23 protein-coding genes are annotated in these 23,905 nt (G+C 61.9%); 16 read left to right on the top strand and 7 right to left on the bottom strand.

The window, feature by feature from the left end:
* On the bottom strand, positions 1–813 hold the full coding sequence (gene proC, locus PVE98_RS15360) for a pyrroline-5-carboxylate reductase (protein WP_096072673.1): 813 nt from the start codon (positions 811–813) through the stop codon (positions 1–3).
* Between the two features lie 87 nt (positions 814–900).
* On the opposite strand from proC, the gene PVE98_RS15355 reads away from it, so the two are divergent.
* Genes PVE98_RS15355 through PVE98_RS15345 form a run of 3 tightly spaced genes read left to right on the top strand, consistent with a single transcriptional unit; the run spans position 901 to position 2,322 of the window.
* Positions 901–1,410, top strand: coding sequence for a hypothetical protein (locus tag PVE98_RS15355; RefSeq protein WP_096072674.1), 510 nt, complete (start codon positions 901–903; stop codon positions 1,408–1,410).
* Positions 1,411–1,419: 9 nt separating this feature from the next.
* Positions 1,420–1,863: a DUF421 domain-containing protein gene (locus PVE98_RS15350; protein ID WP_033752766.1), complete on the top strand. Its 444-nt coding sequence runs from the start codon at positions 1,420–1,422 to the stop codon at positions 1,861–1,863.
* Positions 1,864–1,872: 9 nt separating this feature from the next.
* Complete coding sequence (locus tag PVE98_RS15345) at positions 1,873–2,322, top strand: YaiI/YqxD family protein (RefSeq protein WP_033752765.1); 450 nt, start codon at positions 1,873–1,875, stop codon at positions 2,320–2,322.
* A 2-nt stretch (positions 2,323–2,324) separates the two neighbouring features.
* Here PVE98_RS15345 and PVE98_RS15340 read toward each other — a convergent pair whose 3' ends face one another.
* Positions 2,325–3,020 carry a DUF2076 domain-containing protein gene (locus PVE98_RS15340; protein ID WP_033752764.1) on the bottom strand — a complete coding sequence of 232 codons (696 nt, stop codon included), beginning with the start codon at positions 3,018–3,020 and terminating at the stop codon, positions 2,325–2,327.
* 280 nt (positions 3,021–3,300) lie between these two features.
* Between PVE98_RS15340 and aroL the strand changes: the two genes are divergently transcribed.
* The 7 genes from aroL (at position 3,301) to ppnP (ending at position 8,909) form a co-directional block, all read left to right on the top strand.
* A complete protein-coding gene (gene aroL / locus PVE98_RS15335) occupies positions 3,301–3,825 on the top strand; it encodes a shikimate kinase AroL (protein ID WP_033752763.1) in 525 nt (174 codons plus the stop codon).
* A 121-nt stretch (positions 3,826–3,946) separates the two neighbouring features.
* The gene (locus PVE98_RS15330) at positions 3,947–4,138 is read left to right on the top strand and encodes a YaiA family protein (RefSeq protein ID WP_033752762.1); all 192 of its coding nucleotides are present in this window, start codon (positions 3,947–3,949) and stop codon (positions 4,136–4,138) included.
* Between the two features lie 269 nt (positions 4,139–4,407).
* Positions 4,408–5,169: an IclR family transcriptional regulator gene (locus PVE98_RS15325; RefSeq protein WP_096072676.1), complete on the top strand. Its 762-nt coding sequence runs from the start codon at positions 4,408–4,410 to the stop codon at positions 5,167–5,169.
* A gap of 165 nt (positions 5,170–5,334) precedes the next feature.
* Positions 5,335–6,891: an OPT/YSL family transporter gene (locus PVE98_RS15320; RefSeq protein ID WP_096072677.1), complete on the top strand. Its 1,557-nt coding sequence runs from the start codon at positions 5,335–5,337 to the stop codon at positions 6,889–6,891.
* Positions 6,892–6,903: 12 nt separating this feature from the next.
* On the top strand, positions 6,904–7,833 hold the full coding sequence (locus tag PVE98_RS15315) for a DUF1177 domain-containing protein (protein ID WP_096072678.1): 930 nt from the start codon (positions 6,904–6,906) through the stop codon (positions 7,831–7,833).
* 1 nt (position 7,834) lies between these two features.
* Positions 7,835–8,512 (top strand): AroM family protein, encoded by a 678-nt coding sequence (locus tag PVE98_RS15310; RefSeq protein WP_033752758.1) that lies wholly within the window; start codon positions 7,835–7,837, stop codon positions 8,510–8,512.
* A gap of 106 nt (positions 8,513–8,618) precedes the next feature.
* Positions 8,619–8,909 carry a pyrimidine/purine nucleoside phosphorylase gene (gene ppnP / locus PVE98_RS15305; RefSeq protein WP_033752757.1) on the top strand — a complete coding sequence of 97 codons (291 nt, stop codon included), beginning with the start codon at positions 8,619–8,621 and terminating at the stop codon, positions 8,907–8,909.
* 104 nt (positions 8,910–9,013) lie between these two features.
* Here ppnP and PVE98_RS15300 read toward each other — a convergent pair whose 3' ends face one another.
* Positions 9,014–10,408, bottom strand: coding sequence for a hypothetical protein (locus PVE98_RS15300; RefSeq protein WP_096072679.1), 1,395 nt, complete (start codon positions 10,406–10,408; stop codon positions 9,014–9,016).
* Between the two features lie 59 nt (positions 10,409–10,467).
* Positions 10,468–11,379, bottom strand: a complete 912-nt coding sequence (gene rdgC, locus PVE98_RS15295; RefSeq protein ID WP_048780820.1) for a recombination-associated protein RdgC — start codon at positions 11,377–11,379, stop codon at positions 10,468–10,470.
* A 146-nt stretch (positions 11,380–11,525) separates the two neighbouring features.
* On the opposite strand from rdgC, the gene mak reads away from it, so the two are divergent.
* Positions 11,526–12,437 (top strand): fructokinase, encoded by a 912-nt coding sequence (gene mak, locus PVE98_RS15290; RefSeq protein ID WP_096072680.1) that lies wholly within the window; start codon positions 11,526–11,528, stop codon positions 12,435–12,437.
* Between the two features lie 3 nt (positions 12,438–12,440).
* On the opposite strand, the gene PVE98_RS15285 is transcribed toward mak, so the two are convergent.
* The 3 genes from PVE98_RS15285 to sbcD are packed head-to-tail and all read right to left on the bottom strand — an operon-like array spanning position 12,441 to position 17,679.
* Positions 12,441–12,800: a cell envelope integrity protein TolA gene (locus tag PVE98_RS15285; protein WP_096072681.1), complete on the bottom strand. Its 360-nt coding sequence runs from the start codon at positions 12,798–12,800 to the stop codon at positions 12,441–12,443.
* Entirely contained in the window at positions 12,800–16,483 is a 3,684-nt protein-coding gene (locus PVE98_RS15280; RefSeq protein WP_096072682.1) for an AAA family ATPase, read from the bottom strand. Before PVE98_RS15280 ends, PVE98_RS15285 begins: the two co-directional genes overlap by 1 nt.
* A complete protein-coding gene (gene sbcD / locus PVE98_RS15275) occupies positions 16,480–17,679 on the bottom strand; it encodes an exonuclease subunit SbcD (RefSeq protein WP_407568521.1) in 1,200 nt (399 codons plus the stop codon). Before sbcD ends, PVE98_RS15280 begins: the two co-directional genes overlap by 4 nt.
* Before the next feature lie 195 nt (positions 17,680–17,874).
* Here sbcD and phoB point away from each other — a divergent pair, with 195 nt between their 5' ends.
* The 5 genes from phoB to brnQ all read left to right on the top strand — a co-directional run bounded on the left by phoB (position 17,875) and on the right by brnQ (position 23,834).
* A complete protein-coding gene (gene phoB, locus PVE98_RS15270; RefSeq protein ID WP_033752752.1) occupies positions 17,875–18,564 on the top strand; it encodes a phosphate response regulator transcription factor PhoB in 690 nt (229 codons plus the stop codon).
* Positions 18,565–18,578: 14 nt separating this feature from the next.
* On the top strand, positions 18,579–19,892 hold the full coding sequence (gene phoR / locus PVE98_RS15265) for a phosphate regulon sensor histidine kinase PhoR (protein ID WP_033752751.1): 1,314 nt from the start codon (positions 18,579–18,581) through the stop codon (positions 19,890–19,892).
* An 18-nt stretch (positions 19,893–19,910) separates the two neighbouring features.
* Positions 19,911–20,846 carry a PstS family phosphate ABC transporter substrate-binding protein gene (locus PVE98_RS15260; RefSeq protein ID WP_096072683.1) on the top strand — a complete coding sequence of 312 codons (936 nt, stop codon included), beginning with the start codon at positions 19,911–19,913 and terminating at the stop codon, positions 20,844–20,846.
* 163 nt (positions 20,847–21,009) lie between these two features.
* A complete protein-coding gene (locus tag PVE98_RS15255; RefSeq protein ID WP_033752749.1) occupies positions 21,010–22,113 on the top strand; it encodes a cobalamin-independent methionine synthase II family protein in 1,104 nt (367 codons plus the stop codon).
* 401 nt (positions 22,114–22,514) lie between these two features.
* Positions 22,515–23,834, top strand: coding sequence for a branched-chain amino acid transporter carrier protein BrnQ (gene brnQ / locus PVE98_RS15250; protein ID WP_033752748.1), 1,320 nt, complete (start codon positions 22,515–22,517; stop codon positions 23,832–23,834).
* The last annotated feature ends 71 nt before the right edge of the window (positions 23,835–23,905 follow it).

Below are 23,905 nucleotides of genomic sequence, written 5' to 3'. Positions count from 1 at the left end.
TTACTTCTTGCTCAGCGCTTCAGACTTCGCCATGCACTGCTGCATCGCCTCCATCACGGCGGCGCGAAAGCCTTTCTCTTCCAGCACTTTCACCGCTTCAATGGTGGTGCCGCCGGGCGAGCAGACCATATCTTTCAGTTCAGCGGGATGTTTGCCGGTTTCCAGCACCATCTGCGCCGAGCCTTTTACCGCCTGGGCGGCGAACTGATAGGCCTGGGCGCGCGGCATGCCGCCGAGCACGGCGGCATCCGCCATCGCCTCAATGAACATAAAGACATAGGCGGGCGCGGAGCCGCTAACGCCGACCACCGAATGGATCAGATATTCACTGACGACCGCCGCCTTGCCGAAGCTCTCGAATATCGTGACCACCTCGTCGATTTCCGACTGCTCAACCAGCACGTTCGGCGTTATCGAGGTCATCCCTTCGTTGACCAGCGCCGGCGTATTCGGCATGACGCGCACGATTTTGCGGTCGTGGCCAAGCACCGTCGCCAGCGAATCGAGCGTCACGCCCGCGGCGATAGAGACCACCAGCGCCTCTTTTTTCAGCTGGCTGGCCAGATCTTTCAGCACTTTCAGGATGACGTTGGGTTTGACCGCGCCGAACAGAATATCGACTTCGCGCGCCAGCGCCTCGGCGCTCTCGGCGGCCTGAATGCCGTACTCGCGCGCCAGCGCCTCGTTGGCCTCCGCTTTGCGATCAAATACCCAGATATTCGAGGGCGCGACCTGGCCGCTTTTCACCAGTCCGCCGATAATGGCTTTGGCCATATTGCCGCCGCCGATAAACCCAATCTTCTTCTCCAGCATCGCCGTATCCTTCAGAAAGTTCGAAAATCTTAACGCGTTAGCTTACTTCAGCCAGGATTAATAACAAGTCAGCAAGGAGAACACTGCATGGGCGACAATGAAAATCAAAGCCGGCACTACCCGGTTAAAGAGAATATGCCGTGGCAACGTATCGAGTGGCGTATTCAGCACGCAGGTTTTGCGCTGCTGCTGTTAATTGTTGTCGCTGGGGCGGCAGGGCTGTTTTCAAAAGGCTGGCTGAGTAACCAGAGCGTCGCCAGCACGGATAAGCGGCTGAGTGTCGATTACGAACGCTTCGGGCGACGGGAAAGCAACATGGATATGACGCTGCGTCTGAGGCAGCTGCGCGGCGACGCTTATCAGATCAGGCTGCGCGGTCCGCAGCTCGACGATATTCAGCTGCAGACCCTTCAGCCGCAGCCGGACGACGCCTGGAGCACCGGCGATAGCCTGGTGCTGCGCTGGCACCGACGCGCCGATCAGCAGGAGGCGACTATCTGGATCGGCACCCAGCCGCAGGACTTCGGCCGCTATCACCTTACCGTCACGCTCGACGACGGCTCCAGCGTACGGTTTAGTCAGTTTATCTATCCTTAGGAGAGCCATATGGAAACGGTTTTGCGCGCAGCCAGCATGTATCTGCTGTTGATGGTGGTGTTTAAAATCGCTGGACGGCGCACCCTCATGGAGATGACCTCTTTTGACCTGATTTTGCTGCTGATTATCAGCGAGGCGACCCAGCAGGCGCTGCTCGGCGATGACTTTTCCGTCACGGGCGCCGGATTGACCATCGTCACGCTGATCGTCATTGATATTCTGTTCGGCGTGATGAAAACGCGCTTTCCCCGCATGGAGCGGCTGATTGACGGCTCCTCGCTGATCCTGGTGGAAGAGGGCAAACTGCTGCGCCAGCGGGCGAAGCGCGCCGGGGTAGATGAAGAGGACATTCTGCAGAGCGCGCGCAGCTCGCAGGGGCTGGAGCGGCTGGATCAAATAAAGTTTGCCATTCTGGAGAAGACCGGCAAGATCTCCATCATTCCCAAAGAGTAAGGAAAGAATATGGTTATCTGGGTTGATGCCGACGCCTGCCCCAACGTCATTAAAGAGGTGCTTTACCGCGCGGCGGATCGCACCAAAACGCAGGTGACCTTCGTCGCCAACCAGTCGCTGCGCGTGCCGCCATCGCCCTGGCTGAAAACGCTGCGCGTGCCAGCCGGATTCGACGTCGCAGATAACGAGATCGTGAAGCGCGTGGAACCCGGAGATCTGGTGATTACCGCCGATATTCCGCTGGCGGCTGAGGTGCTGGAGAAAGGGGGCGCGGCGCTTAATCCGCGCGGCGAGCGCTATTCGCCCGCCACCATTCGCGAAAAGCTAACCATGCGCGACTTTATGGACACCATGCGCGCCAGCGGCGTGCAAACGGGCGGTCCCGCAGCGATGAGCCCGCGGGACCGCCAGCAGTTCGCTAACGCGCTCGACAGCTGGCTGACGCAGCGCCAGCGCTGAAATCAGACAAAGCTGTCGTCGTCGTCGTTAAAGCCGTCGAAGCTGTCGTTGCCGAGATCGTTGAAGTCGTTATTATCCGCGTAGTTGTTATCCCAGCCGTTGTTCTGGTCGAGGAAGCCACTGCCGCCGCTGTTGAAGGTGTCGAGATTGTCATCGACCTGCGGCAGCGGCGCGTCGGGTTCGTTGATAATGTTGACGATCTCTTCCGGCTGCGAGTGGTGGAACAGGCTGGTCAGCATATCCGCCATCACCACGCCGCCTGCGACGCCCACTGCGGTTTGCAGCGCGCCGCCGAGAAAGCCGGTACCGCGCGCCGGCGCGGCTGGCGCGTTGTTATATTGCTGCGGCTGCTGCGGCGCGTTGTTCCACGCCTGCTGCTGTGGCTGTTGCGCAGGCGCCTGCTGGCGCGATCCGCCGCCGAACAGGCTCGACAGAAAACCGCCGCTGCTCTGCTGTTGAGGCTGCTGTTGCTGTTGCGCCAGGCGATTCTCCAGCTCGGAGATGCGATCGTTGAGTTTCTTCATCGCCGCTTCCTGGATCAGGATCGCCTGCGCCATATAGTAAGGCGCGCCGGGCTGCTGTTGCAGATGCTCTTTAATCAGCTGTTCCGCCGCCGCGTCACGCGGTCCGGTCTGGCTCTCGGCCTGTTTCAGACGGCTGAACAGCCCCTCAATTAACTGATGTTCCTGACTGTACATAATGGCTCTCCTGTTGCGATGGAATAAGTATATGGGGGCGCGACGCGGCAAAGTAAAATCCACCAGGTAAGCAAATGTTGCCGCCGCTTGATCTGACGCGATCTGCACGAAATGCGCATGGTTAACCCGTTAATATTTAATGAAATTGGTGTGAAAGTCTGAAAAGGATGCGCAATTCTTGCTTCACGGGTGGAGGCTATAGCGGTTTCCAGTTATGATGCGTCGCATTATTAAGCGATACGCCGCGATATACGGCCTGTAACGGCGGAGGAACTGCCCGATGTCTCTACCCATTTATTTGATCGGCGCGCGCGGCTGCGGCAAAACCACCGTGGGCGAGGCGCTATCGCGCGCGCTTGGCTATGCCTTTCGCGATACCGATCACCATCTGCAGCTCAGCACCCAGCGCAGCGTCGCGCAAATTGTGGCCGATGAAGGCTGGGAAGGCTTTCGCGCGCGGGAAACAGAGGCGCTGAAAGCGGTTACCGCGCCAGCCACGGTGATCGCTACCGGCGGCGGCATGGTGCTGGCGGAGCACAATCGTCGCTTTATGCGCGAACAGGGGCGCGTGATCTGGCTCAGCGCGCCATCACATATTCTGGCGCAGCGGCTGGAGAGCCAGCCGGAAGCGGCGCAGCGCCCAACGCTGACCGGCCGTCCCATCGCCGAAGAGATGGGCGATATTCTGCGCGAACGCGCGCATCTCTATCGCGACGCCGCCCACCATGAAGTCAACGCCATGCAGACGCCGGAACGCGTTATCGACGAGATTCTTCAGTCGCTGTCGCTGGCGCGCGCCAGCTAATTTCCGCCTTTTCTTCAGATTTTTCCCGCTTTCCCGTCTGGGTTGCGTAGCCTGGCTATACTGATCTTCAGACGGGAATCGTCTCGTCGTGTGGAATACGATTAGCCAGGAGGGATTGAATATGCCGACCAGACCGCCTTATCCACGCGAAGCTCGCGTCGTCACCGTTGAGAAGGGACCGCCGGGCAGCACCGTAACCTCATGGGAGTTACGCGCCGATCATCCATCGCCCAATACCTTAATTAGCGAACATACGTCTGAAGCGGAAGCGCAGGATGCCAAAGTTCGCTATGAAGATGTGGAAAAAGAGTAGGGTAATCTCTCTGGCAGGGACGCCAGCCTGAATACGCTTTTTCGCTGATTTCTATTTGCTGTTATCCGCTGCCTGCGCGCAGCGAAGCTGTTATCCATTCTGCTATTTCTCTTAACTCCCTTATAAAATCATTTCTCTTTGCCGCCTGCCCGTTTATTTCACTGCGCACTATTTCCCCTGACAAAAATTGACGCTTGACCCTTATTCCCCCGCGTTTTAGTTTTAACCATCGATACAGGAACTCGGTTCCATATAGTGAAACTCGCAATATGACCACACTCGAAAACGCCGCCGCGGTGCTTAAGCTGTTTCAGCAAAAAGGCGTGACGCAGGGAAATCCCGGGCTGACGTTTACCGATGTCGTCGAGGCGCTGCGCCTGCCAAAAAGCACCGTATCGCGCCTGCTGGCCACCATGGAAAGTCAGGGCATGCTCGAGCGCGACGCAGAGAGCCGCTGTTTTCATATTGGCCGCGTGCTGCTGTCGGCTGCCGGACACTATCTCTCCGCGCCGCTGGTGGACAGCGCCGCGCCGGCGATGGCGCGGCTGGCGGATAAAACCGGCAGCATCGGCTATATCTCGCGCCTCGACGGGCGCGATCTGGTGGTGATGCGCATGTTTCACGGACGCCACTTCACCCAGCTGGTGACGCCGCCGGGAAGCCGCATGATCGCCGCCGCCACCTCGACCGGCCGCGTGCTGCTGGCGCAGCTCAGCGAAGAAGAGGTGCGCGAGCGCTACCGCGACGCCTGGCAGCCGCTGCCGCCCAATTCGCCGCAAACGCTGGAGGCGCTCTGCGCGCAGCTGGCGGCGATCCGCAGCCAGCGCTGGTCGCTGGCGCGCAATGAAACGCTGCCCGGCATCAGTTCGCTTTCCGTCGCGCTGCATAATAAATATCACGGCGATACGGTGGCGCTTTGCCTCTCGTTTTTATCGCAGGAGAGTTCGACTGGCTATCCGCCCGCGCTGCTTGACGAATTACGCATAACGGCCAGCGACCTGGCCGAGAAATATGGCGCAACGCCACTCTGAATTTATTTTTTATCGGCGCAATACTTTCGCCACACCGGGAAAACGTCAGGCCTTCGGGCCTGTTTATTCAACCTCACGGACGAAATAAAAAAACGACGTAAGCGAGCCTGATTCAGGCTCGCGAAGCGTCATTTCATTTCTACCGGCATTGCTGACGGGGACAATATGGAGAAGGTTAATCCAGTTAAACAGGCTGGCGTGGCGATAGTATTAATCGCCCTGTCGGTAGCGGGCGCCATTATCGGCGTGCAGCTTATTACCACTATCGGCGTGACGCCGAATACCTCAATTATCGGCGCGCTATTCGCCATGCTGCTGGCGCGTATTCCTTTACAGGCGTTTCGCCGCTATCGTTCGATTGAAATTCAAAACCTCGCGCAAACCGCTATTTCCTCCGCCACCTTCGGCGCCGCTAATAGCTTATTAATGCCGATCGCCGTGCCCTGGGCGCTGGGCGAGCCGCAGCTGGTGCTGCCGATGTTCTGCGGCGTCAGCGCGGCGATGCTGCTGGACGCTTATCTGCTCTACCGCCTGTTCGATACCCGCGTCTTTCCCGCCAGCAACGCCTGGCCGCCTGGCGTGGCCGCCGCAGAGGCGATCAAAGCGGGCGACAGGGGCGGACGACAGGCCTGGCTGCTGGCGGCGGGCATCGTCGGCGGCATACTCGGCTCGATGCTGAAGATCCCGATGTCCGCTTTCGGCACCGCCTTTATCGGCAATATCTGGGCGCTAGGCATGCTTGGGCTGGGCTTTCTGGTGCGCGCCTATGCGCAACCGGTTGCCGGCACCGACATCAACGCGCTCTATCTGCCGCACGGCGTCATGGTCGGCGCGGGGCTGGTGGCGCTGATTCAGGTGGTGATGGTGATCCGCAGCCGTCGCCACGACGAGCAAAAAGTAAGTCGCGGCGGCAATGAGGTCAGGCGCGCGCTCGGTCTCGGCGGCGCGGGCTACCTGATTATTTCGGCGCTGCTGGCGCTGGCGGGCGGGCTATGGAGCGAAATGAGCCTGCCGATGCTGCTGCTGTTTGTGATTTACGCCGCGTTCGCCGCCTTTGTGCATGAGCTGATCGTCGGCATCGCCGCGATGCACTCCGGCTGGTTCCCGGCCTTCGCAGTGGCGCTGATTACCCTGATCGTCGGCATCCTGCTCGGCTTTCCGCCGCTGGCGCTCTGCCTGCTGTGCGGCTTTACCGCAGCGACCGGGCCCGCCTTCGCCGACATGGGCTACGATCTTAAAGCGGGCTTTATCCTGCGCGGCAACGGCGCGGATCTGCAGCAGGAGCTGTGGGGCCGCCGCATTCAGCTGATCGCGGCGATGATCGCGTTTCTGGTCTCTATTCCCGTCGTCTGGTACGCGCATAACCTGTTCTTTGCGGAAAACCTGCTGCCGCCGGTGGCGCGCGTCTACGCCAAAACCATCCAGGCGGGTGCGGAGCCCGGCATCGCCGGTAGCCTGCTGATGTGGGCAATTCCCGGTGCCATTATTCAGCTGATCGGCGGGCCGAAACGCCAGCTCGGCGTGCTGCTTGCCACCGGCCTGCTGATTAACAACGCGATGGCCGGCTGGGCGGTGGTGGTGGGCATTGCGCTGCGCATCGTTATTATTCGCGTATGGGGCGAACGCGGCCGCTCGCCGATGGAGGTGATGGCGGCGGGCTTTATCGCCGGCGACGCGCTCTATAGCTTCTTTCACTCGCTGTTTGCCAGCGGCAAAAAATAATTAAGGGATGTCATGAGTCTGCACCAGACGTTACAGGTATTTGAATTATTCGACAGCGCATTTATCGACGGTCAGCAGGTAGTCGACCTGTTTGCCGCTTTTCCCGGCGTCAACGCCAGCTTTAAACGCGTCAGCGGGCCGAAAGGGCGCACCGATTTCGTTCGCATCGATATTCCAGGCGCGCAGGGCAAAGCTGGCGGCGGCAGCGCGCCGACGCTCGGCATCATCGGCCGCCTGGGCGGCATCGGCGCGCGCCCGACGCGCATCGGCATGGTCTCCGACGCCGATGGCGCCGTCGCGGCGGTGAGCAGCGCGCTGAAGCTGGCCGTTATGCAGACCAAAGGCGACGTGCTGGCGGGCGACGTCATCGTCACCACCCATATCTGTCCCGATGCGCCGACGCGTCCGCACGAGCCGGTCGATTTTATGGATTCGCCTATCGACGACGTCACCATGAACGACAATGAGGTGGTTCAGGAGGTCGACGCTATCCTGTCGATCGATACCACTAAGGGCAACCGCATTATCAACCACAAAGGATTTGCGCTGTCGCCTACGGTAAAAGAGGGCTATATCCTGCGCGTATCGGACGATCTGCTGCGCATCATGGAGATGACCACCGGCCGTCCGGCGGTGACCTTTCCCATCACCACTCAGGACATTACGCCTTACGGCAACGGCATTTATCACCTCAACAGCATTCTGCAGCCCTCTACCGCCACCGATGTGCCGGTGGTCGGCGTGGCGATCACCGCCGAGTCGGTGGTGCCGGGCTGCGGCACCGGCGCCAGCCACGAAGTGGATATCGCGGCGGCGGCGAAGTTTGCGGTGGAGGTGGCGAAAGAGTTCGGCCGCGAGACCTGCCATTTCTACGACGCGGACGAATATGCCCGCCTGCTGGCGCTCTATGGCAGCCTGAGCCATCTGCGTAAACGAGACTAATATGACGAAATCCCTGGTTACGCTGACCATCGGTCAGTCGCCGCGCAGCGATATCATGCCGCTGCTGACAGAGTTTTTACCCGGTGAGCAGACCGACCATGTCGGCCTGCTGGATGGGCTGAGCGAAGCGGAGATCGCCGCGCGCTACGCGCCTGACGCTCAGGACGGCGTGCTGGTGTCGCGCCTGCAGAACGGCGCGCAGGTGCGGCTGGCCACGGCAAAGGTAGAACAGGGATTGCAGGCGAAAATCGCCGCGCTGGAAGCCGAAGGCTACGACACTATTCTGCTGCTCTGCACCGGCGAGTTCGGCGCGCTGACCGCGAAAAGCGCGCTGCTGCTGGAGCCGGACCGCATTATTCCGCCGCTGGTTGCCGCCATTGTGCAGGACCATCAGGTCGGCATCGTGGTGCCGGTCGAGGAGCAGATCCGGCAGCAGGCGAATAAGTGGCGCAATCTGAAGCGCCGTCCCTGTTTCGCCGTCGCCAGCCCCTATATTCCCGATAATGAGAAGCTTACCGACGCCGCGCTCTCCCTTCAGGAGCAGGGCGCGGACGTGGTGGTGCTGGACTGCGTCGGCTATAACCAGACACATCGCGACTTTTTGCAAAAGCTGCTCGGCATTCCGGTGCTGCTCTCCAACGTGCTGGTCGCCAAACTGGCCGCTGAACTTATCGTCTGATAACCGACGCGATCACAAAGCGGGAGGCGGCGCTGCAATTCGCGTGACAGATCAGCGAGTTCCGCTCTACACTGCCAGATACCTTAATGTGCTGTGAGGAAGTAATATGCTCAATGTAAGCGAGTATTTTGACGGAAAAGTGAAATCGATCGGTTTCGACAGTGCCAGCACTGGTCGCGCCAGCGTAGGCGTGATGGCGGAAGGCGAATACACCTTCGGCACGGCGCAGCCGGAAGAGATGACGGTAGTCAGCGGATCGCTGAAGGTGCTGCTGCCGGGCGAAACCGAGTGGCAATGGTTCGAAGCGGGTTCGGTGTTCAACGTGCCGGGTCACAGCGAGTTTCATCTGCAGGTGGGCGAGCCGAGTTCCTATCTCTGCCGCTACCTGAAAGAGTAAACATCACCGCAAAGCGGCCCGCGACGTTCTTAGCGCAGGCCGCTTTACTGCTCGGGATTGGTTACCCCGGCTTTAGGTTTGTCAGCCGTCTGTAGGGCGGTTTTTTAGCGGGTAATAGTGACCTGCTCCAGCCGCGTATCCTGCCACGGCGCACTGCCCAGCTTCGACGCCAGCGGCGCCAGCACGCGCAGATCCTCCAGCCACGCGTCGCGCGTTTCAACCGTCTTCTGTCCGTCACCCTCACTACGACAGGCTACCTGCAGATAGCGACCGCTGAAAGCGGGGTTGATGCTCTGCGCCTCGCCGCCTGCCAGCACGCTGCACTGCTGCCGCGTGCGGCGCACGTCCGATGACGGCGCGCGCTCCACTAAATCGGTGTCGACGGTAAACGTCTGTCCGGCCACCAGCGGGAAACGCAGCGTGGTTTTTAGCGCTTCCAGTCGACTGGGCTGTGAGGCAATCGACATCGCAAACTTCAGCTGGATCAGATTGCCGAGCGTCAGGCGCTGCACCTTCCAGATACCGTAATTCTCCAGCTTGCGCAGGTAGCCATGCTCGTCGACGTCGATGCGTACCGCTACCTTGCCCGAGGGGCTGTTTTCCACCCAGTTCAGCTGACGAAAACGCGGCAGCGCCCAGGGCGCAATCAGCTGATGAACCTGCTGTTCCAGGCCCTTGTCCAGCGGCAGCGCCGCCATAACTGAGGCCGGGTTATCGCTCAGCGCGGGCAGAATAGTGTGCGCATCGCGGCTGACCGTTTTGTGCGTCGCAGAGACAAAGCGGCCCAGCGCGCGGAAGCGTTGCAGATCGGCGGTGGTGCAAAGGCGGGTAAAGGTCTGTTTCATAAGCGGCGTGAGTGGGAAATCGTCTTTGCGACGGGCGATATCCACGCCGTCCAGCGAGTCGGTCACATAGCCTTTGTCATCCACATCCATCATCGACACGGGGGTAATCGCCTGTGTCTGACAGTTGAAGCGATAGTTTTCCACCTTAAACGCGTAAGGCGCGTCATAGGGCGGATCGAAATCGCGGGTCGCATAGTCGTAGCCGAGGCGCACCTGCAATTCGTCGCCGCTGCGCTTCAGGCTGGCGACATCCACCAGCGCGGTGGCGCCAAAGCGGTTGGTCGGTTCGATTTTTTCCCAGACTACCGCTTTCTCCGGCAGGCTACAGATGCGCTTCAGCGTCTCTGGATCCTGATTGGGGCCAGGCTGCGGCGGTGTGTAACGGCCGAATTCGCTGCCGTAGAAGCGCGCGGTCGTCACACCTTTATTGTCGAGAAAATTGCGGTAGAGCGCCTCCGCAGTGAGCGATTTGCAGTCATAGGCCTGCCAGGCCTGCATCGCGCCGCTCGATTTACCGGCCAGCGCCACCATGACATTAAGGCGGTCGTTGATACGCAACGCATTCAGGCGGGTAAAAGGGGCGTCGCCAAAGCTGGCGGAAGAGAAGAGCACCAGCCCGGCGAGCAGCGCCGCGCGGGTAGAGGAACGAGACATAGCGGGAATCCTTTGCCGAAAGAAGTGATTATCGGCAAAGGCGCGTCACTCTTGAACCCTCAGCGTTTTGCTTCGCCGCCCAGCGCTTCCACCAGATTGCTGGTGAGCGCGGCGAGTTCGCTGGTCATCAGGATAAAGTCGGCGTCGAAACGCTGAGCGAAATCTTCGCGGTCGATATCGTCGTTTTGCTCGCGCAGCGTGTCGCTGAACTTCAGGCGCTTCACCGAGCCGTCGTCCGCCAGCACGAACTGAATGCGCTCCTGCCAGTCGAGCGCCAGCTTGGTCACCAGCTTGCCCGCTTCGATATGGTTGGCGATCTCGTCGCACACCAGATCCTGTTTTTTACAGCGGATCACGCCGCCATCTTCAAGGATCGCCTTCAGCTCCGCTTCGTCCATCAGGGCGAAACCGGCGGGCAGATCGCCGGAGCGCACCCATTCGGTCAGCGTCAGCTCGATCGGGCTTTCCAGCGTCAGCGGCACGACCGGCAGCGAGCCGAGGCTCTTGCGCAGCAGCGCCAGCGTATCTTCCGCCTTTTTCGCGCTGGCGCAGTCGACCATGATCAGGCTGTTAACGGTATCGATCCAGATAAAGGTCTGGCTGAGACGGCTGAAGGCGCGCGGCAGCAGGCTGTGCAGCACTTCATCTTTCAGCGAATCTTTTTCCGTTTTCTTCAGCTTGCGGCTCTGTTCCGCTTCCAGCTTGCTGATCTTCGCTTCCAGCGCCTGCTTCACCACCGGGGACGGCAGGATCTTTTCCTCTTTACGGGCGCAAATCACGATCTGGCCGTTGTTCACGTGGGTCAGCGCGTCGCTGCGGTTGCCCATCGGCGACACCCAACCGGTTTTGCTCATATCCTGGCTGCCGCAGGGAGAGAAGGTGTAAGCCTCAAGCTGTTTTTCCATGTCGTCTGCAGAGAGCGGAATGTCCCGATTCAGACGATAAACCATCATATTTTTAAACCACAACATCATAATTCCTTACCGGGTCGCGCGATCTGGCGCACAAGTCGAGAGGTCAGCGCGCATGATAGCGAAACATCGAAACGGTTTCATTGCCTTTCCCCGACGCCGCTCCTAATGTATCTCCTACCCTGACGAATAATGAGGAATAACGCGTGCGTATAGGTATTGATTTGGGCGGTACCAAGGTCGAAGTGATCGCCCTGTCTGACGAGGGAAATGAGCTGTTTCGCCACCGCGTGGATACGCCGCGCGACGACTACGCTGCCACGGTGCAGGCGATTGCGGATCTGGTGCGTCTCGCCGAAGCGAAAACCGGCCAGACCGGCAGCGTCGGCGTCGGCATTCCCGGTACGATTTCGCCTTACGCGCACCGCGTGAAAAACGCTAACTCCACCTGGCTTAACGGTCAGCCGCTGGATCGCGATCTGGCGCTGGCGCTGCAGCGCGAGGTGCGCATCGCCAACGACGCCAACTGCCTGGCGGTCTCAGAGGCGGTAGACGGCGCGGGCGCCGGTCAGCCGCTGGTGTTCGCGGTGATCATCGGCACCGGATCGGGCGCGGGCGTGGCGATCAACGGCGAAGCGCGCATCGGTGGCAACGGCAACGCGGGCGAGTGGGGCCACAATCCGCTGCCGTGGATGGACGATGAGGAGCTGCGCTACCGTGAGGAGGTGCCGTGCTACTGCGGCCAGAAAGGCTGCATCGAGACCTTTGTTTCCGGCACCGGCTTCGGCATCGACTACCGGCGTCTGAGCGGGCAGGCGCTGAAGGGCGCGGAGATCGTCAGGCTGATCGCGCAGCAGGATCCCGTCGCCGAGCAGGCGATGCGGCGCTACGAAACCCGGCTGGCGAAGTCGCTGGCGCAGGTGGTGAACCTGCTCGATCCCGATGTGATCGTGCTCGGCGGCGGCATGAGTAATAACGATCGTCTCTACCAGACGGTGCCGACGCTGATGAAGCAGTGGGTTTTCGGCGGAGAGTGCGAAACGCCGGTGCTAAAAGCAAAACACGGCGATTCGAGCGGGGTGCGCGGCGCGGCCTGGCTCTGGCCGCTGAAAAAATAGGGATTACTGCGTCGCGCCGAAGGGAAACTGCCAGTCCTCCGGCACGCCGACCGGCGGCAGCGGCAGGTTGCGCGCGCTGCTGACCTGCTGCCAGGCGCGCAGGCAGAGCGCCTCGTCGCCTTCGGTGCGCAGCACGCTGTAGCCGCCGTCGGCGCGGCGGTGCGCCGACACCAGACAGGTCTGGCCGGGATAGCGCGGCGCGACGCGGCTGTTGAAGCTGTCGATCAGCTGGTGCTGAACGTCACGCAGATAGTTGCACTGCGCCGCCGAGTAAGCGCGGTCGCAGCTGAGATTGCTTTGCGGTTTGCTGCTGCATCCCGCCAGCAGCGCGCTGGCGAGCAGCAGCGCCATGCCTGTTTTCATTACGCCTCCTGAGGGCGGGGCAGCTCCAGTTTGCTGTAGCCCAGCCCATTAATCTTGCGCACCCGAATCTGTACCGGAATGCGCTCTTTCATCGCCTCGACGTGGCTAATGACACCGATGGTTTTACCGCTGGCGTTAAGCGCGTCCAGCGCGTCCAGCGCGGTGTCGAGCGTTTCGGCGTCCAGCGTACCGAAGCCCTCGTCGAGAAACAAAGACTCTATGCGGGTTTTCACGCTGACTAAATCTGAAAGTGCCAGCGCCAGCGCGAGGCTGACCAGAAAACTCTCGCCGCCCGAAAGGGTGCGGGTGTCGCGCGCGGCGTCCGCCTGCCAGGTATCGATCACGTCCAGCTCCAGCGCGTCGCTGGCGCGGCGCTGCAGCAGATAGCGGCCGTGCAGCCGATCGAGCTGGCGGTTGGCGAGCGCCACCAGGTGATCCAGCGTCAGCCCCTGCGCGAAGCGGCGGAATTTATCGCCGCTGGCGGAGCCGATAAGATCGTTTAGCTGGCTCCACTGCGCCAGCGCCGCTTCATCCTCTTCGATCTGGGTCATCAGGCTTTGCTGCTGTTCGCGCAGGCGCGCGTCGCTCTGAAGCTGCTGCTGCGCTTCGCCCTGCTGGCGCGCATTGTCGCGCAGCGCCAGGCGCAGCGCCTCAAGCTGCGCTTCCAGCGCGGCGGCGTTTTCTGTCGCGCCCTCGGGCCGGCTTTGCTGATGCGTCGCCCGACGCTGGGCCAGCTGCTGCCGCTGAGCCTGCAGCGCCTGGCGCTGCTGCTCAAGCTGCTGTAACCGGCTGCGCAGCGCGCGCGCCTCCTCTTCCTCCAGCAGCGCGGCGCGCAGGCTGGCTTCATCGTCAAAGCCGGCGGCGGCCAGCGCGACGCTGAACGACTGTTGCGCCTCGCGCAGCTGCTGGCTGACTTTTTCCTGCTGCGCCTCCAGTTCTGCGGCGCGCCCGGCCAGCTGGCTGAGGTGGCTCTGGGTTTTCTGCAGCGCCTCCAGCGCGGCGGCGAGGGCGGCTTCCTGCTGCTGGATCTGCGCCTGCATTTGTCGCCGCGCCGCGGCGACGTCGCTATCGCCGAACAGCGCCTGTCGCGTCGCGCGCTGCTGCGCCAGCGTCGCGTCGCTTTGCGCGCGCTGCTGCTGCAGAACGTCGAGCCGCTGCCGTTCGCTCTCTACGCGCTGCTGCAGGCTGCTGCACTGCGCCTCGACGCGCGCCAGCTGCGGCTGAAGTTGAGCCAGCTGCTGCTCGCTCTCGTTCCACTGCCGCCAGCGCTGCTGCTGCTGTTGCAGCCAGCCGTCGCGCGACGCCGCGTCGGGCAGGGCGAGACCGGCGTCCGCCAGCTCCTGATGCAGCGCGTCGCGGCGCTGCCGCCAGTCGCGCTCTTCCTGTTCCAGACGCTGCGCCAGCGTTGTCGCGCCCTCTTGCAGGTTAGTGAGCGTTTGCTGGGCCAGTTGAAGCTGCTGCTGATGCTGCTGTAGCGCCTGCTGATGCCGCAGGTGCTCATCTTTCGCCTGCTGGCGCTGGCGCGCGGCACTCTCCTGCTGACGCATCAGCTGCTGCAGCGCCTGCTCTTCGCTGTTGTGCTGCTGCTGCCAGGCGGCCAGCGCGGCGCTGTCGCCCGCATCGAATGTGAGCGCCAGCTCACGCTGTAGAACTTGCCACTGCTGGGTTAACTCATCCAGCCGTTGGGTCTCTGCTGCCAGCTCCTCCTGCAGCCGCTGCCGTTCGGCCTTCGCCTGCTTAACGGCCTCGCCTTTTTTGATGCCCTGTTCGCGCAGCGCCTCAACCTGCTGCTCCTGTTCGGCCAGCCGTCGCTGATTTTCGCTCAGCTCCAGCGCGGCGTAGCGCTCGACCGCCGGATGCTGGCAAGAGCCGCACAGCGGGCAGGGCTGCTCCGGTTCCAGGCGCGCGCGCCAGGCCGCCAGATCGGCGATATGCTGCTCCAGCTCGCAAATCTTTTTGATATCGGCCAGCGACGCTTTTTCGCGCGCGAAGGCGGCGCGCAGCGTCTGCAGCGTTTCGTCATCCTGCTGCAGCGTCTTTTCCAGCGCGGCAAGGCGCTGCTGACGCGCGGCGAGATGCTGCTGCAGCGGCGTCCACTGCGAGGCGAGCACCGCCAGCTGCTGACGCAGCGGGCGGCTCGTCTCGCTTTGCGCCAGGCTGGCCTGCAGCGCCTGCGGCGGATGGCGCTGCTCTAGATCGGCCAGCGCCTGTTGCGCCCTCTTCAGGGCGCTCGCCGCCTGCTGTTCGGCCTGGCTCAGCGGCGTCGCCTGCTGCTCCAGCCGGGCGAGCTCCGCCTGCCGCTGCGCCAGCGTCCGCTGCTGCTGAATTTGCTGCTCGCGCAGCGCCGCCAGCGCGGTTTCGCGCTGCGTCAGCTGGGCGAAACGCTCCTGCCACAGCGCCAGCGAAGGGCCCCACTGCGGCAGCGCGCCCTGATCCGCGCGCCACTGCTGCTGTTGCGCCAGCGCGGCCTGCAGGCTGTCGCGCTGTGCCGTTTCCTGCTGCAGCGCGCGCGCGCTTTGCGTCAGCGCCTGCTGCTGCTGGTCGCTTTCCTGCCGCTGCTGCTGCGCCTGCGCCAGCAAAGCGGCGATCTGCTGGTCGAGCGGAATGACCTGTTCCGTCAGCAGTGTCTCCTGCGTCTGCTGCTCGCGCAGCGCGGCGTCGCGCGCCGCCTGGGCCGCCTCGCGGCGCTGCCGATCGCTCTCGGTTTGCTGCTCGGCGGCCTGGCGCTGCTGTGCGAGCTGCTGCTGCGTCTGCTGCAGGCGCTGCTGCTCATGCAGCAGACTGTCGCGCTGAGCTAATTTATCGCGCAGCTTCTCCGCCGGCTCGCTGCGCGCCAGCCGCTGGCGATCCGCTTCCGCGTCGCGCCACGCCTGTTCTGCCGCCTCCAGCGCAGCCTGCGCGGCCTGAATGTCGCTGTCGAGCTGCTGCGCCTGGGTCAGCCACTGATGCTGCCTGCGCAGGCTATCGTTCTGCTGAGTAAGCGCCTGCTCCGCTTCGGTCAGCGCAGCCAGCTGCTGCTGCAGCGCGGCGCGCGCTTCGGCGTCGAGCAGCGTCAGGGTGCCGGCGCGGCTGCGCAGGTTATCCAGCGCCAGCCGCGCCGCCTTGTGGCGCTCGTAGATGGCGACGGAGATCTGGCCGTAGATCTCGGTGCCGGTCAGCTCCTCCAGCAGTTCGGCGCGCTCGCCGGGCTTCGCGTTAAGAAACGCGGCGAACTGCCCCTGCGACAGCATCATCGAGCGGGTAAAGCGCTCGAAGTCGAGGCCCGACAGCGACTCGATCAGTTTTAATTTGTCGTTGACCTTGTCCGCGAAGATTTTGTCGTCGATGCAGCGCGCCAGCTCGACGCGCGGCGCCTGCAGCTTGCCGTCGGCCGCGCCGCGCGCGCGGTTCTGACTCCAGAAGGCGCGCCAGGCTTCGCCTTTGATCTCGAACTCCACTTCGGCGAGGCATTCGGCGGTGTCGCGCGTCATCAGACCGTTTTGCGTCTGCGACAGCACGCCGAGGCGCGGCGTCTGGTGATAGAGCGCCAGACAGATGGCGTCGAGCAGAGTGGTTTTGCCTGCGCCGGTCGCGCCGGTTATGGCGAACAGGCCGTTGCTGGCGAAGGGCTCGGCGCGAAAGTCGATAAACCATTCGCCTTTCAGCGCGTTCAGGTTTTTAAAGCGCAGCGTGAGGATTTTCATTCGCTCTCCTCCAGCGAGGCGAGGGCAGAGCGGAACAGGGCGCTGAGGCGCGCATGCTCGGATTCTTCGATATCCTCCGCCAGCGCGATGCGGCGGGCGAAGACCTCTTCCACTTTTAGCTCGCTCAGGGTTTCGTTTTTTAGCTGCGCCAGGCTGTGCTGGCGCTGTTCGCGGCTGCGGCGCAGCAGCAGGACTTCGACCGGCAGATCGGCGGTCAGCGCCTCGACGCGGCGCTGCAAATCGCTGAGAAATTCCTGGGTCGTCACCTCAATATCGAGCCAAACCGGCTTGTCGCCCTGATGGTCGGCGAAGGGCGCCAGCTGCGCCTCGATCTCCGCCAGCGAGCCTTTCAGCATTTTCATTGGCTGGAACGGCGGAACGGGCAGCGGCGTCACGCTCTGCAAACCGGCGCTGTTCAGCTCCAGTAAAAAGACGCTTTTCTCGCTGCCGAGCTCGTCGAAGCTGAGCGGGATCGGCGAGCCGCTGTAGCGAATATGATCGCTGTTGGCGACGCGCTGGGCGCGATGGATATGGCCGAGCGCCACGTAGTCGACGTCGGGAAAAGCCGACGCGGGAAAGGCGTCGAGCGTGCCGATATAGATATCGCGCACCGAATCGCTTTTGCTGACGCCGACGGTGGTGAGATGGCCGGTAGCGATAACCGGCAGCGCCAGCGGATGCGCGCGCGCCGCGTCGACGCTGCGCTGATAGTGCGCGGCGATCGCCTCCAGCAGGCTGAGCTGTTTCTCCCGCCCCGACTGGCCCGCGCGGCTGCGCATAATATCGCGCGGCCGCAGATAGGGAATGGCGCAGAGCAGCGCGCCTGTTTCGCCGGCGCGGTCGCGCAGCAGCAGCAGATTGTGATCCGCCTGCGGCGTGGTGATCACCTGGGTATTCAGGCAGGCGAGCAGGGCGCGCGACTCGTTGAGCGTGGCGACCGAATCGTGATTGCCCGCCAGCACCACCAGCTGGCAGCCGGTCGGCTGCAGCGCCACGACGAAACGGTTAAAGAGTTCGCGCGCGTAGCTTGGCGGCGTGCCGCTATCGAAGAGGTCGCCCGCGACGATCAGCGCATCGACCTGATGCGCCTCGATACGCGCCAGCAGCCAGTCGAGAAAGGCCTGGTGCTCGGCCGCCCGGCTCTTGTTATAGAAAAACTGACCGAGGTGCCAGTCCGCGGTATGAATGATGCGCATAAAACTCCCTGCGGTAACGGTTTGCCGGAGGATTATACCGGCTATGGCGCAAAAGCGAAAAAAGCTGCGCTGGCTGTCATAAAGCAGTGTTAACGCGCTGATTAAGCGGCTATGTTTTTCATAAAAGTGTCATAAATCTGACGCATAATGGCGCCGCATATAACGGTGACAGCGGTCACATCAGCAGGAGTTGCAATGGCTAAGCGCATTTTGGTTGTGGAAGATGAAGCCCCTATCCGTGAAATGTTGTGCTTTGTTCTGGAGCAGAACGACTACCAGCCCATTGAGGCCGAGGATTATGACAGCGCGATAGGGAAACTGATTGAGCCCTGGCCAGATTTAATTCTGCTGGACTGGATGTTGCCGGGCGGCAGCGGTATTCAGTTTATTAAGCATCTCAAGCGCGAAGCCCTGACGCGCGATATTCCGGTGATGATGCTGACGGCGCGCGGCGAAGAGGAAGATCGCGTGCGCGGTCTGGAAGTGGGCGCGGATGACTACATCACCAAGCCTTTCTCGCCGAAAGAGCTGATGGCGCGCATCAAGGCGGTGATGCGCCGCATTTCGCCGATGGCGGTGGAAGAGGTGATCGAGATGCAGGGGCTGAGCCTGGACCCGTCGTCGCACCGCGTAATGTCGGAGTCGACGCCGCTGGAGATGGGCCCGACCGAATATAAGCTGCTGCACTTCTTTATGACCCATCCCGAACGCGTCTACAGCCGCGAGCAGCTGCTGAACCACGTCTGGGGCACCAATGTCTATGTGGAAGATCGCACCGTCGACGTGCATATCCGCCGCTTACGTAAGGCGCTGGAAGTTTCCGGCCACGATCGCATGGTTCAAACCGTTCGCGGAACGGGGTATCGTTTCTCCGCCCGCTACTAAACGGAGTCTTTACCGTGCTGGAACGACTCTCCTGGAAGAGACTGCTCTCCGAGCTGGCGCTGGCCTGCCTGCCGGCGCTGATTATCGGTTTGATTTTCGGCTATCTCCCCTGGCTGCTGCTGATCAGCGTGCTGGGGATGCTGCTGTGGCACTTCTATAATTTGATGCGGCTGTCGCACTGGCTGTGGGTGGATCGCACCATGACGCCGCCCACCGGGCAGGCGAGCTGGGAGCCGCTGTTTTACGGCCTCTATCAGATGCAGCTGCGCAACCGGCGGCGGCGGCGCGAGCTGGGCAACCTGATCAAGCGCTTTCGCAGCGGCGCCGAGACGCTGCCCGACGCGGTGGTGCTTACCACGGAAGAGGGCGCCATTTTCTGGTGTAACGGTCTGGCGCAGCAGCACCTTGGCCTGCGCTGGCCGGAAGATAACGGCCAGAACATCCTTAACCTGCTGCGCTATCCGGAGTTCTCCCGCTATATTCGCCAGCGCGATTTCAACAAGCCGCTCACCTTAATTCTCAATAACCAGCACCACATGGAGTTTCGCATCATGCCCTACAGCGAAGGGCAGTGGCTGATGGTGGCGCGCGACGTGACGCAGATGCACCAGCTGGAAGGGGCGCGGCGCAATTTCTTCGCCAACGTCAGCCATGAGCTGCGCACGCCGCTGACGGTGCTGCAGGGCTATCTGGAGATGATGAACGACTCGGTGATGAACGAGCGCTCGCGCGGCAAAGCGCTGCAGACCATGCAGGAGCAGACGCGCCGCATGGACAGCCTGGTGCGCCAGCTGCTGACGCTGTCGCGCATCGAGGCGGCGCCGGCCATCGACATGAAAGAGACGGTGGACGTGCCGATGATGCTGCATCTGCTGCAGCGCGAGGCGGAGACGCTGAGCGGCGGCCGCCACGAGATTCACTTTCACACCGATTCGCATCTCAAGGTGCTCGGCGACGACGATCAGCTACGCAGCGCCCTCTCTAACCTGGTCTATAACGCGGTGAACCATACGCCGGACGGCACGCGCATCGACATCAGCTGGCTGCGCAGCCGCCAGGGGGCGCAGTTCAAAGTCTGCGACAACGGGCCGGGCATTCCGGCGGAGCACCTGCCGCGCCTGACGGAGCGCTTCTATCGCGTAGATAAGGCGCGCTCGCGCGCCACCGGTGGCAGCGGACTGGGGCTGGCGATCGTCAAGCACGCCCTTAGCCACCATAATGCGCGGCTGGAGATCACCAGCATTCCCGATAAAGAGACCTGTTTTACCTTTACGCTGCCGTCAAGGTTGATCGTCAGCGCGGGATTGCAGGAGAATGCCGTCCATTAACCGTTAATGGAACCTCTCATGCGCGCCTTGCTGCTGTTGCTTTCTCTCTTTTCGCCTGCGCTGACGCTGGCGGCGGCGCCTCAGCCCGAAATGCTCACCGGCAACCTCAGCAGCGTCGGCTCAGACACGCTGGGAACGCTGATGATGCTGTGGAGCGAAGATTTCAGCACGCGGGCGCCGGGCGTCAATCTACAGGTGCAGGCCTCCGGCTCTTCTACCGCGCCGACCGCGCTGGCGGCGGGCGCCGCGCAGCTCGGCCCGATGAGCCGCCCCATGCAGGCGGAAGAGCGGCAAACATTCCAGGCGCGCTATGGCTACGCGCCGCTCGCCGTGCCGGTGGCGCTCGACGCGCTGGTGGTAGTGGTCAATCAGCGCAATCCGCTGACGCAGATCGATGCGCGCCAGCTGGATGCCATCTTTTCCGTGACGCGCCTGTGCGGCGCGCCGCGGGTACTGACGCGCTGGGGCGATATGGGCGTGCGACAGCCCGACTGGGCGCGGCGACCGATTCAGCGTTACGGACGCAACTCCGCCTCGGGCACCTGGGGGTTTTTCAAGCAGCAGGCGCTGTGCAACGGCGATTTTCGCGCCGACGTGGCGGAGTTTCCCGGATCGGCCGCCGTGGTGCAGGCGGTTGCCGCCAATCCGCGCAGCATCGGCTACGCCAGCTTCGGTTTTCATCTCAGCGGCGTGAAGATGCTTGCCGTGACGGACGCGCAGGGCGCGGCGGTAACGCCGGACGCCGACTCTATCCGCAGCGGCCGCTATCCCTGGGCGCGCCCGCTTTATATCTATGTCAATAAGCCGCCGGGCAAGCCGCTGCCGCCGCTGGTAAACGCCTTTCTCCATCAGGTGCTTTCGCCGCAGGGCCAGCGCCGCGTCAGCGAAGCGGGCTATCTTCCGCTGTCAGCAGCGCAGCGTGATCAGGCTCTGTCTGCGATAGAGGCGAAGTAACTACTAACGTGAATTTTTTTCATCTCCGCTGAAATTTCTTCTGTTGCAGATAAGGCGCGCACATGCCAATCTGTCCACAGACGTTTAGCCATCCAGATGGCTACATATAACTTAGCGAAATTATTCCCTGACGTGATTAACGTTCAGGGTGCCAGGAGTGAAGATGACCGCACAGACCGCCCCGTTCCGCGCCGATACCGTCGGCAGCTTCCTGCGTCCCGCCGCCATTAAAAACGCGCGCGAGCAGTATGCCGCCGGCCAGATTGATAAAACCGAGCTGACCCGCATCGAAGACGAAGCGATTCGCGACGTCGTCAGCAAGCAGATCGCCAACGGGCTGCAGGTGGTGACTGACGGCGAATTCCGCCGCGCCTGGTGGCACTTCGACTTTTTCGGCGGCCTGGAGGGCGTCGAGCTGTTCGAAGCGGAGCAGGGCATTCAGTTCAACGGCGTCCAGACCAAAGCGCACGGCGTGCGCGTGGTGGGCAAGCTGGGCTTCCGCGATCACCCGATGCTGGAGCATTTTCGCTTCCTGCAGAGCGTCGCAGGCGATGCGGTACCGAAGATGACCATCCCCAGCCCGAGCGTGCTGCACTTCCGCGGCGGCCGCAAAGTGATTGACGAGAACGTCTATCCCGATCTGGCGGACTACTTCGACGACCTGGCCGACACCTATAAAACGGCGATCAAAGCCTTTTACGATGCGGGCTGCCGCTATCTGCAGCTGGACGATACCGTCTGGGCCTATCTCTGCTCGGAAGATCAGAAGCGTCAGATCCGCGAGCGCGGCGACGATCCCGAGCAGCTGGCGCACACCTACGCCCGCGTGCTCAATAAAGCGCTGGAGGGCAAGCCTGCCGATCTTACCGTTGGCCTGCACGTCTGCCGCGGCAACTTCCGCTCGACCTGGATCTCTGAAGGCGGCTACGAGCCGGTAGCGGAGATTCTGTTCGGCGGCGTGAACATCGACGCATTCTTCCTGGAGTACGATAACGAGCGCGCCGGCGGCTTCGAACCTCTGCGTTTTATCAAGCCTGGCCACCAGAAAGTGGTGCTGGGTCTGGTGACCACCAAAAACGGCGAGCTGGAAGATCCGGCGCAGGTGAAGGCGCGTCTGCAGGAGGCGGCGAAGTTCGTCAGCCTTGACCAGATCTGCCTCAGCCCGCAGTGCGGCTTCGCCTCGACAGAAGAGGGCAACAGCCTGAGCGAAGAGCAGCAGTGGGCGAAGATTCGCCTGGTGGTCGATATCGCCGGACAGGTGTGGTAATGCTGTAAACTTGTGCAAACAGGCGCGTAAAACGCGCCTTTTGTGCATCATGCCGCGCACTTACGCTGAAATTTCTTACGCGCTGCAGAAAAAATAAGCACATCATCTGATGCCCTGCAGAGATATATCCGAGATATTCACTGCTTTTACTCTGTTTTCCGTCATAACCTTCTGGTTTTCCGATCCTGTATTGCCTTTCTCCGCTATAAACGTTCTACTTACGGCCGTTGTCGTAGCATCCCACTTGTGAACAGAACAAAAGCAGCTTAATTCACCTGCGCGACACGATTAAGGCAAGCACAATGCGCTGGCATCGTGCGCTGAGTCGTTGTCAACGCGCGGTCTGGGGACAACATAAACCCAACTTCCACCGCAACACTCGTAACAGGCAATACAGTTGTATGACACATCGTTTAACCTCGAAGGATATCCTCGCGCTGGGCTTTATGACGTTTGCCCTGTTTGTTGGCGCGGGTAACATTATTTTCCCGCCGATGGTCGGTATTCAGTCTGGCGAACATGTCTGGACGGCCGCTATTGGCTTCTTGATCACCGCCGTCGGCCTGCCGGTAATGACCGTTATCGCGCTGGCGCGCGTCGGCGGCGGCGTCGACGCGCTCAGCTCCCCTATCGGCAAGGGCGCCGGACTGCTGCTGGCCACCGTCTGCTATCTGGCGGTCGGCCCGCTGTTTGCCACGCCGCGCACCGCGACCGTATCGTTCGAAATGGGCATCGCACCGCTGACCGGCGACGGCGCGCTGCCGCTGTTTGTCTACAGCTTTATCTATTTCGCGCTGGTGATTGGCGTTTCGCTCTATCCCGGCAAGCTGCTGGACACCGTGGGCCACTTCCTCGCGCCGCTGAAAATCGTCGCGCTGACGGTGCTCGGCGTTGCCGCGCTGATCTGGCCGGCGGGCACTATCGCGCCTGCCACTGAAGACTATCAGCGCGCCGCCTTCTCCAGCGGCTTCGTCAATGGCTATCTCACTATGGATACGCTTGGCGCGCTGGTGTTCGGTATCGTTATCGTCAACGCGGCGCGCTCGCGCGGCGTTGAGAGCGCCAGCCTGCTGACGCGCTATACCGTGATGGCGGGTCTGATCGCCGGCGTCGGCCTGACGCTGGTCTACCTCAGCCTGTTCAAGCTCGGCAACGGCAGCGGCGCGCTGGTGGCGCAGAGCGCGAACGGCGCGGCGATCCTGCATGCCTACGTGCAGCAGACCTTCGGCGGCATGGGCAGTTTCTTCCTGGCAGCGCTGATTTTCGTCGCCTGCATGGTGACGGCGGTCGGTCTGACCTGCGCCTGTGCGGAATTTTTTGCGCAATACCTGCCGTTGTCGTATAAAGCACTGGTCTTTATTCTGGGTCTGTTCTCAATGGTGGTGTCGAACCTCGGCCTGAGCCATCTGATTCAGATTTCGATTCCGGTGCTGACGGCGATCTATCCGCCTTGCATCGTGCTTATCGTGCTGAGTTTCACCCTGAACTGGTGGAACAAGAGCAGCCGTCTGATTGCGCCGACCATGCTGGTCAGCCTGATTTTCGGCGTTATCGACGGAGTGAAAACCACCAGCTTTAAAGATATGCTGCCAGCGTTCAGCCAGCAGCTGCCGCTGGCGGACCAGGGACTCGCCTGGCTGCCGCCCGCGCTGGTGATGCTGCTGATCGCGGCGATTGTGGATCGCGTTAAAGGACGCGAGCAGGTTACGGCGCACTCGTAACCGCCGCCGCTGTTTTCTCTGACCACGGGCTTGCCCGTGGTTAGTTTAGTGACAGAGTGCTGACGCGGGAG

This window comes from Pantoea sp. GABEPS69 (assembly GCF_045780835.1).
In the GTDB taxonomy this organism is placed as follows: domain Bacteria; phylum Pseudomonadota; class Gammaproteobacteria; order Enterobacterales; family Enterobacteriaceae; genus Pantoea; species Pantoea septica.
The sequence above is the reverse complement of the archived record's forward strand: the minus strand, read 5'-3'. Positions and strand labels throughout refer to the sequence as shown.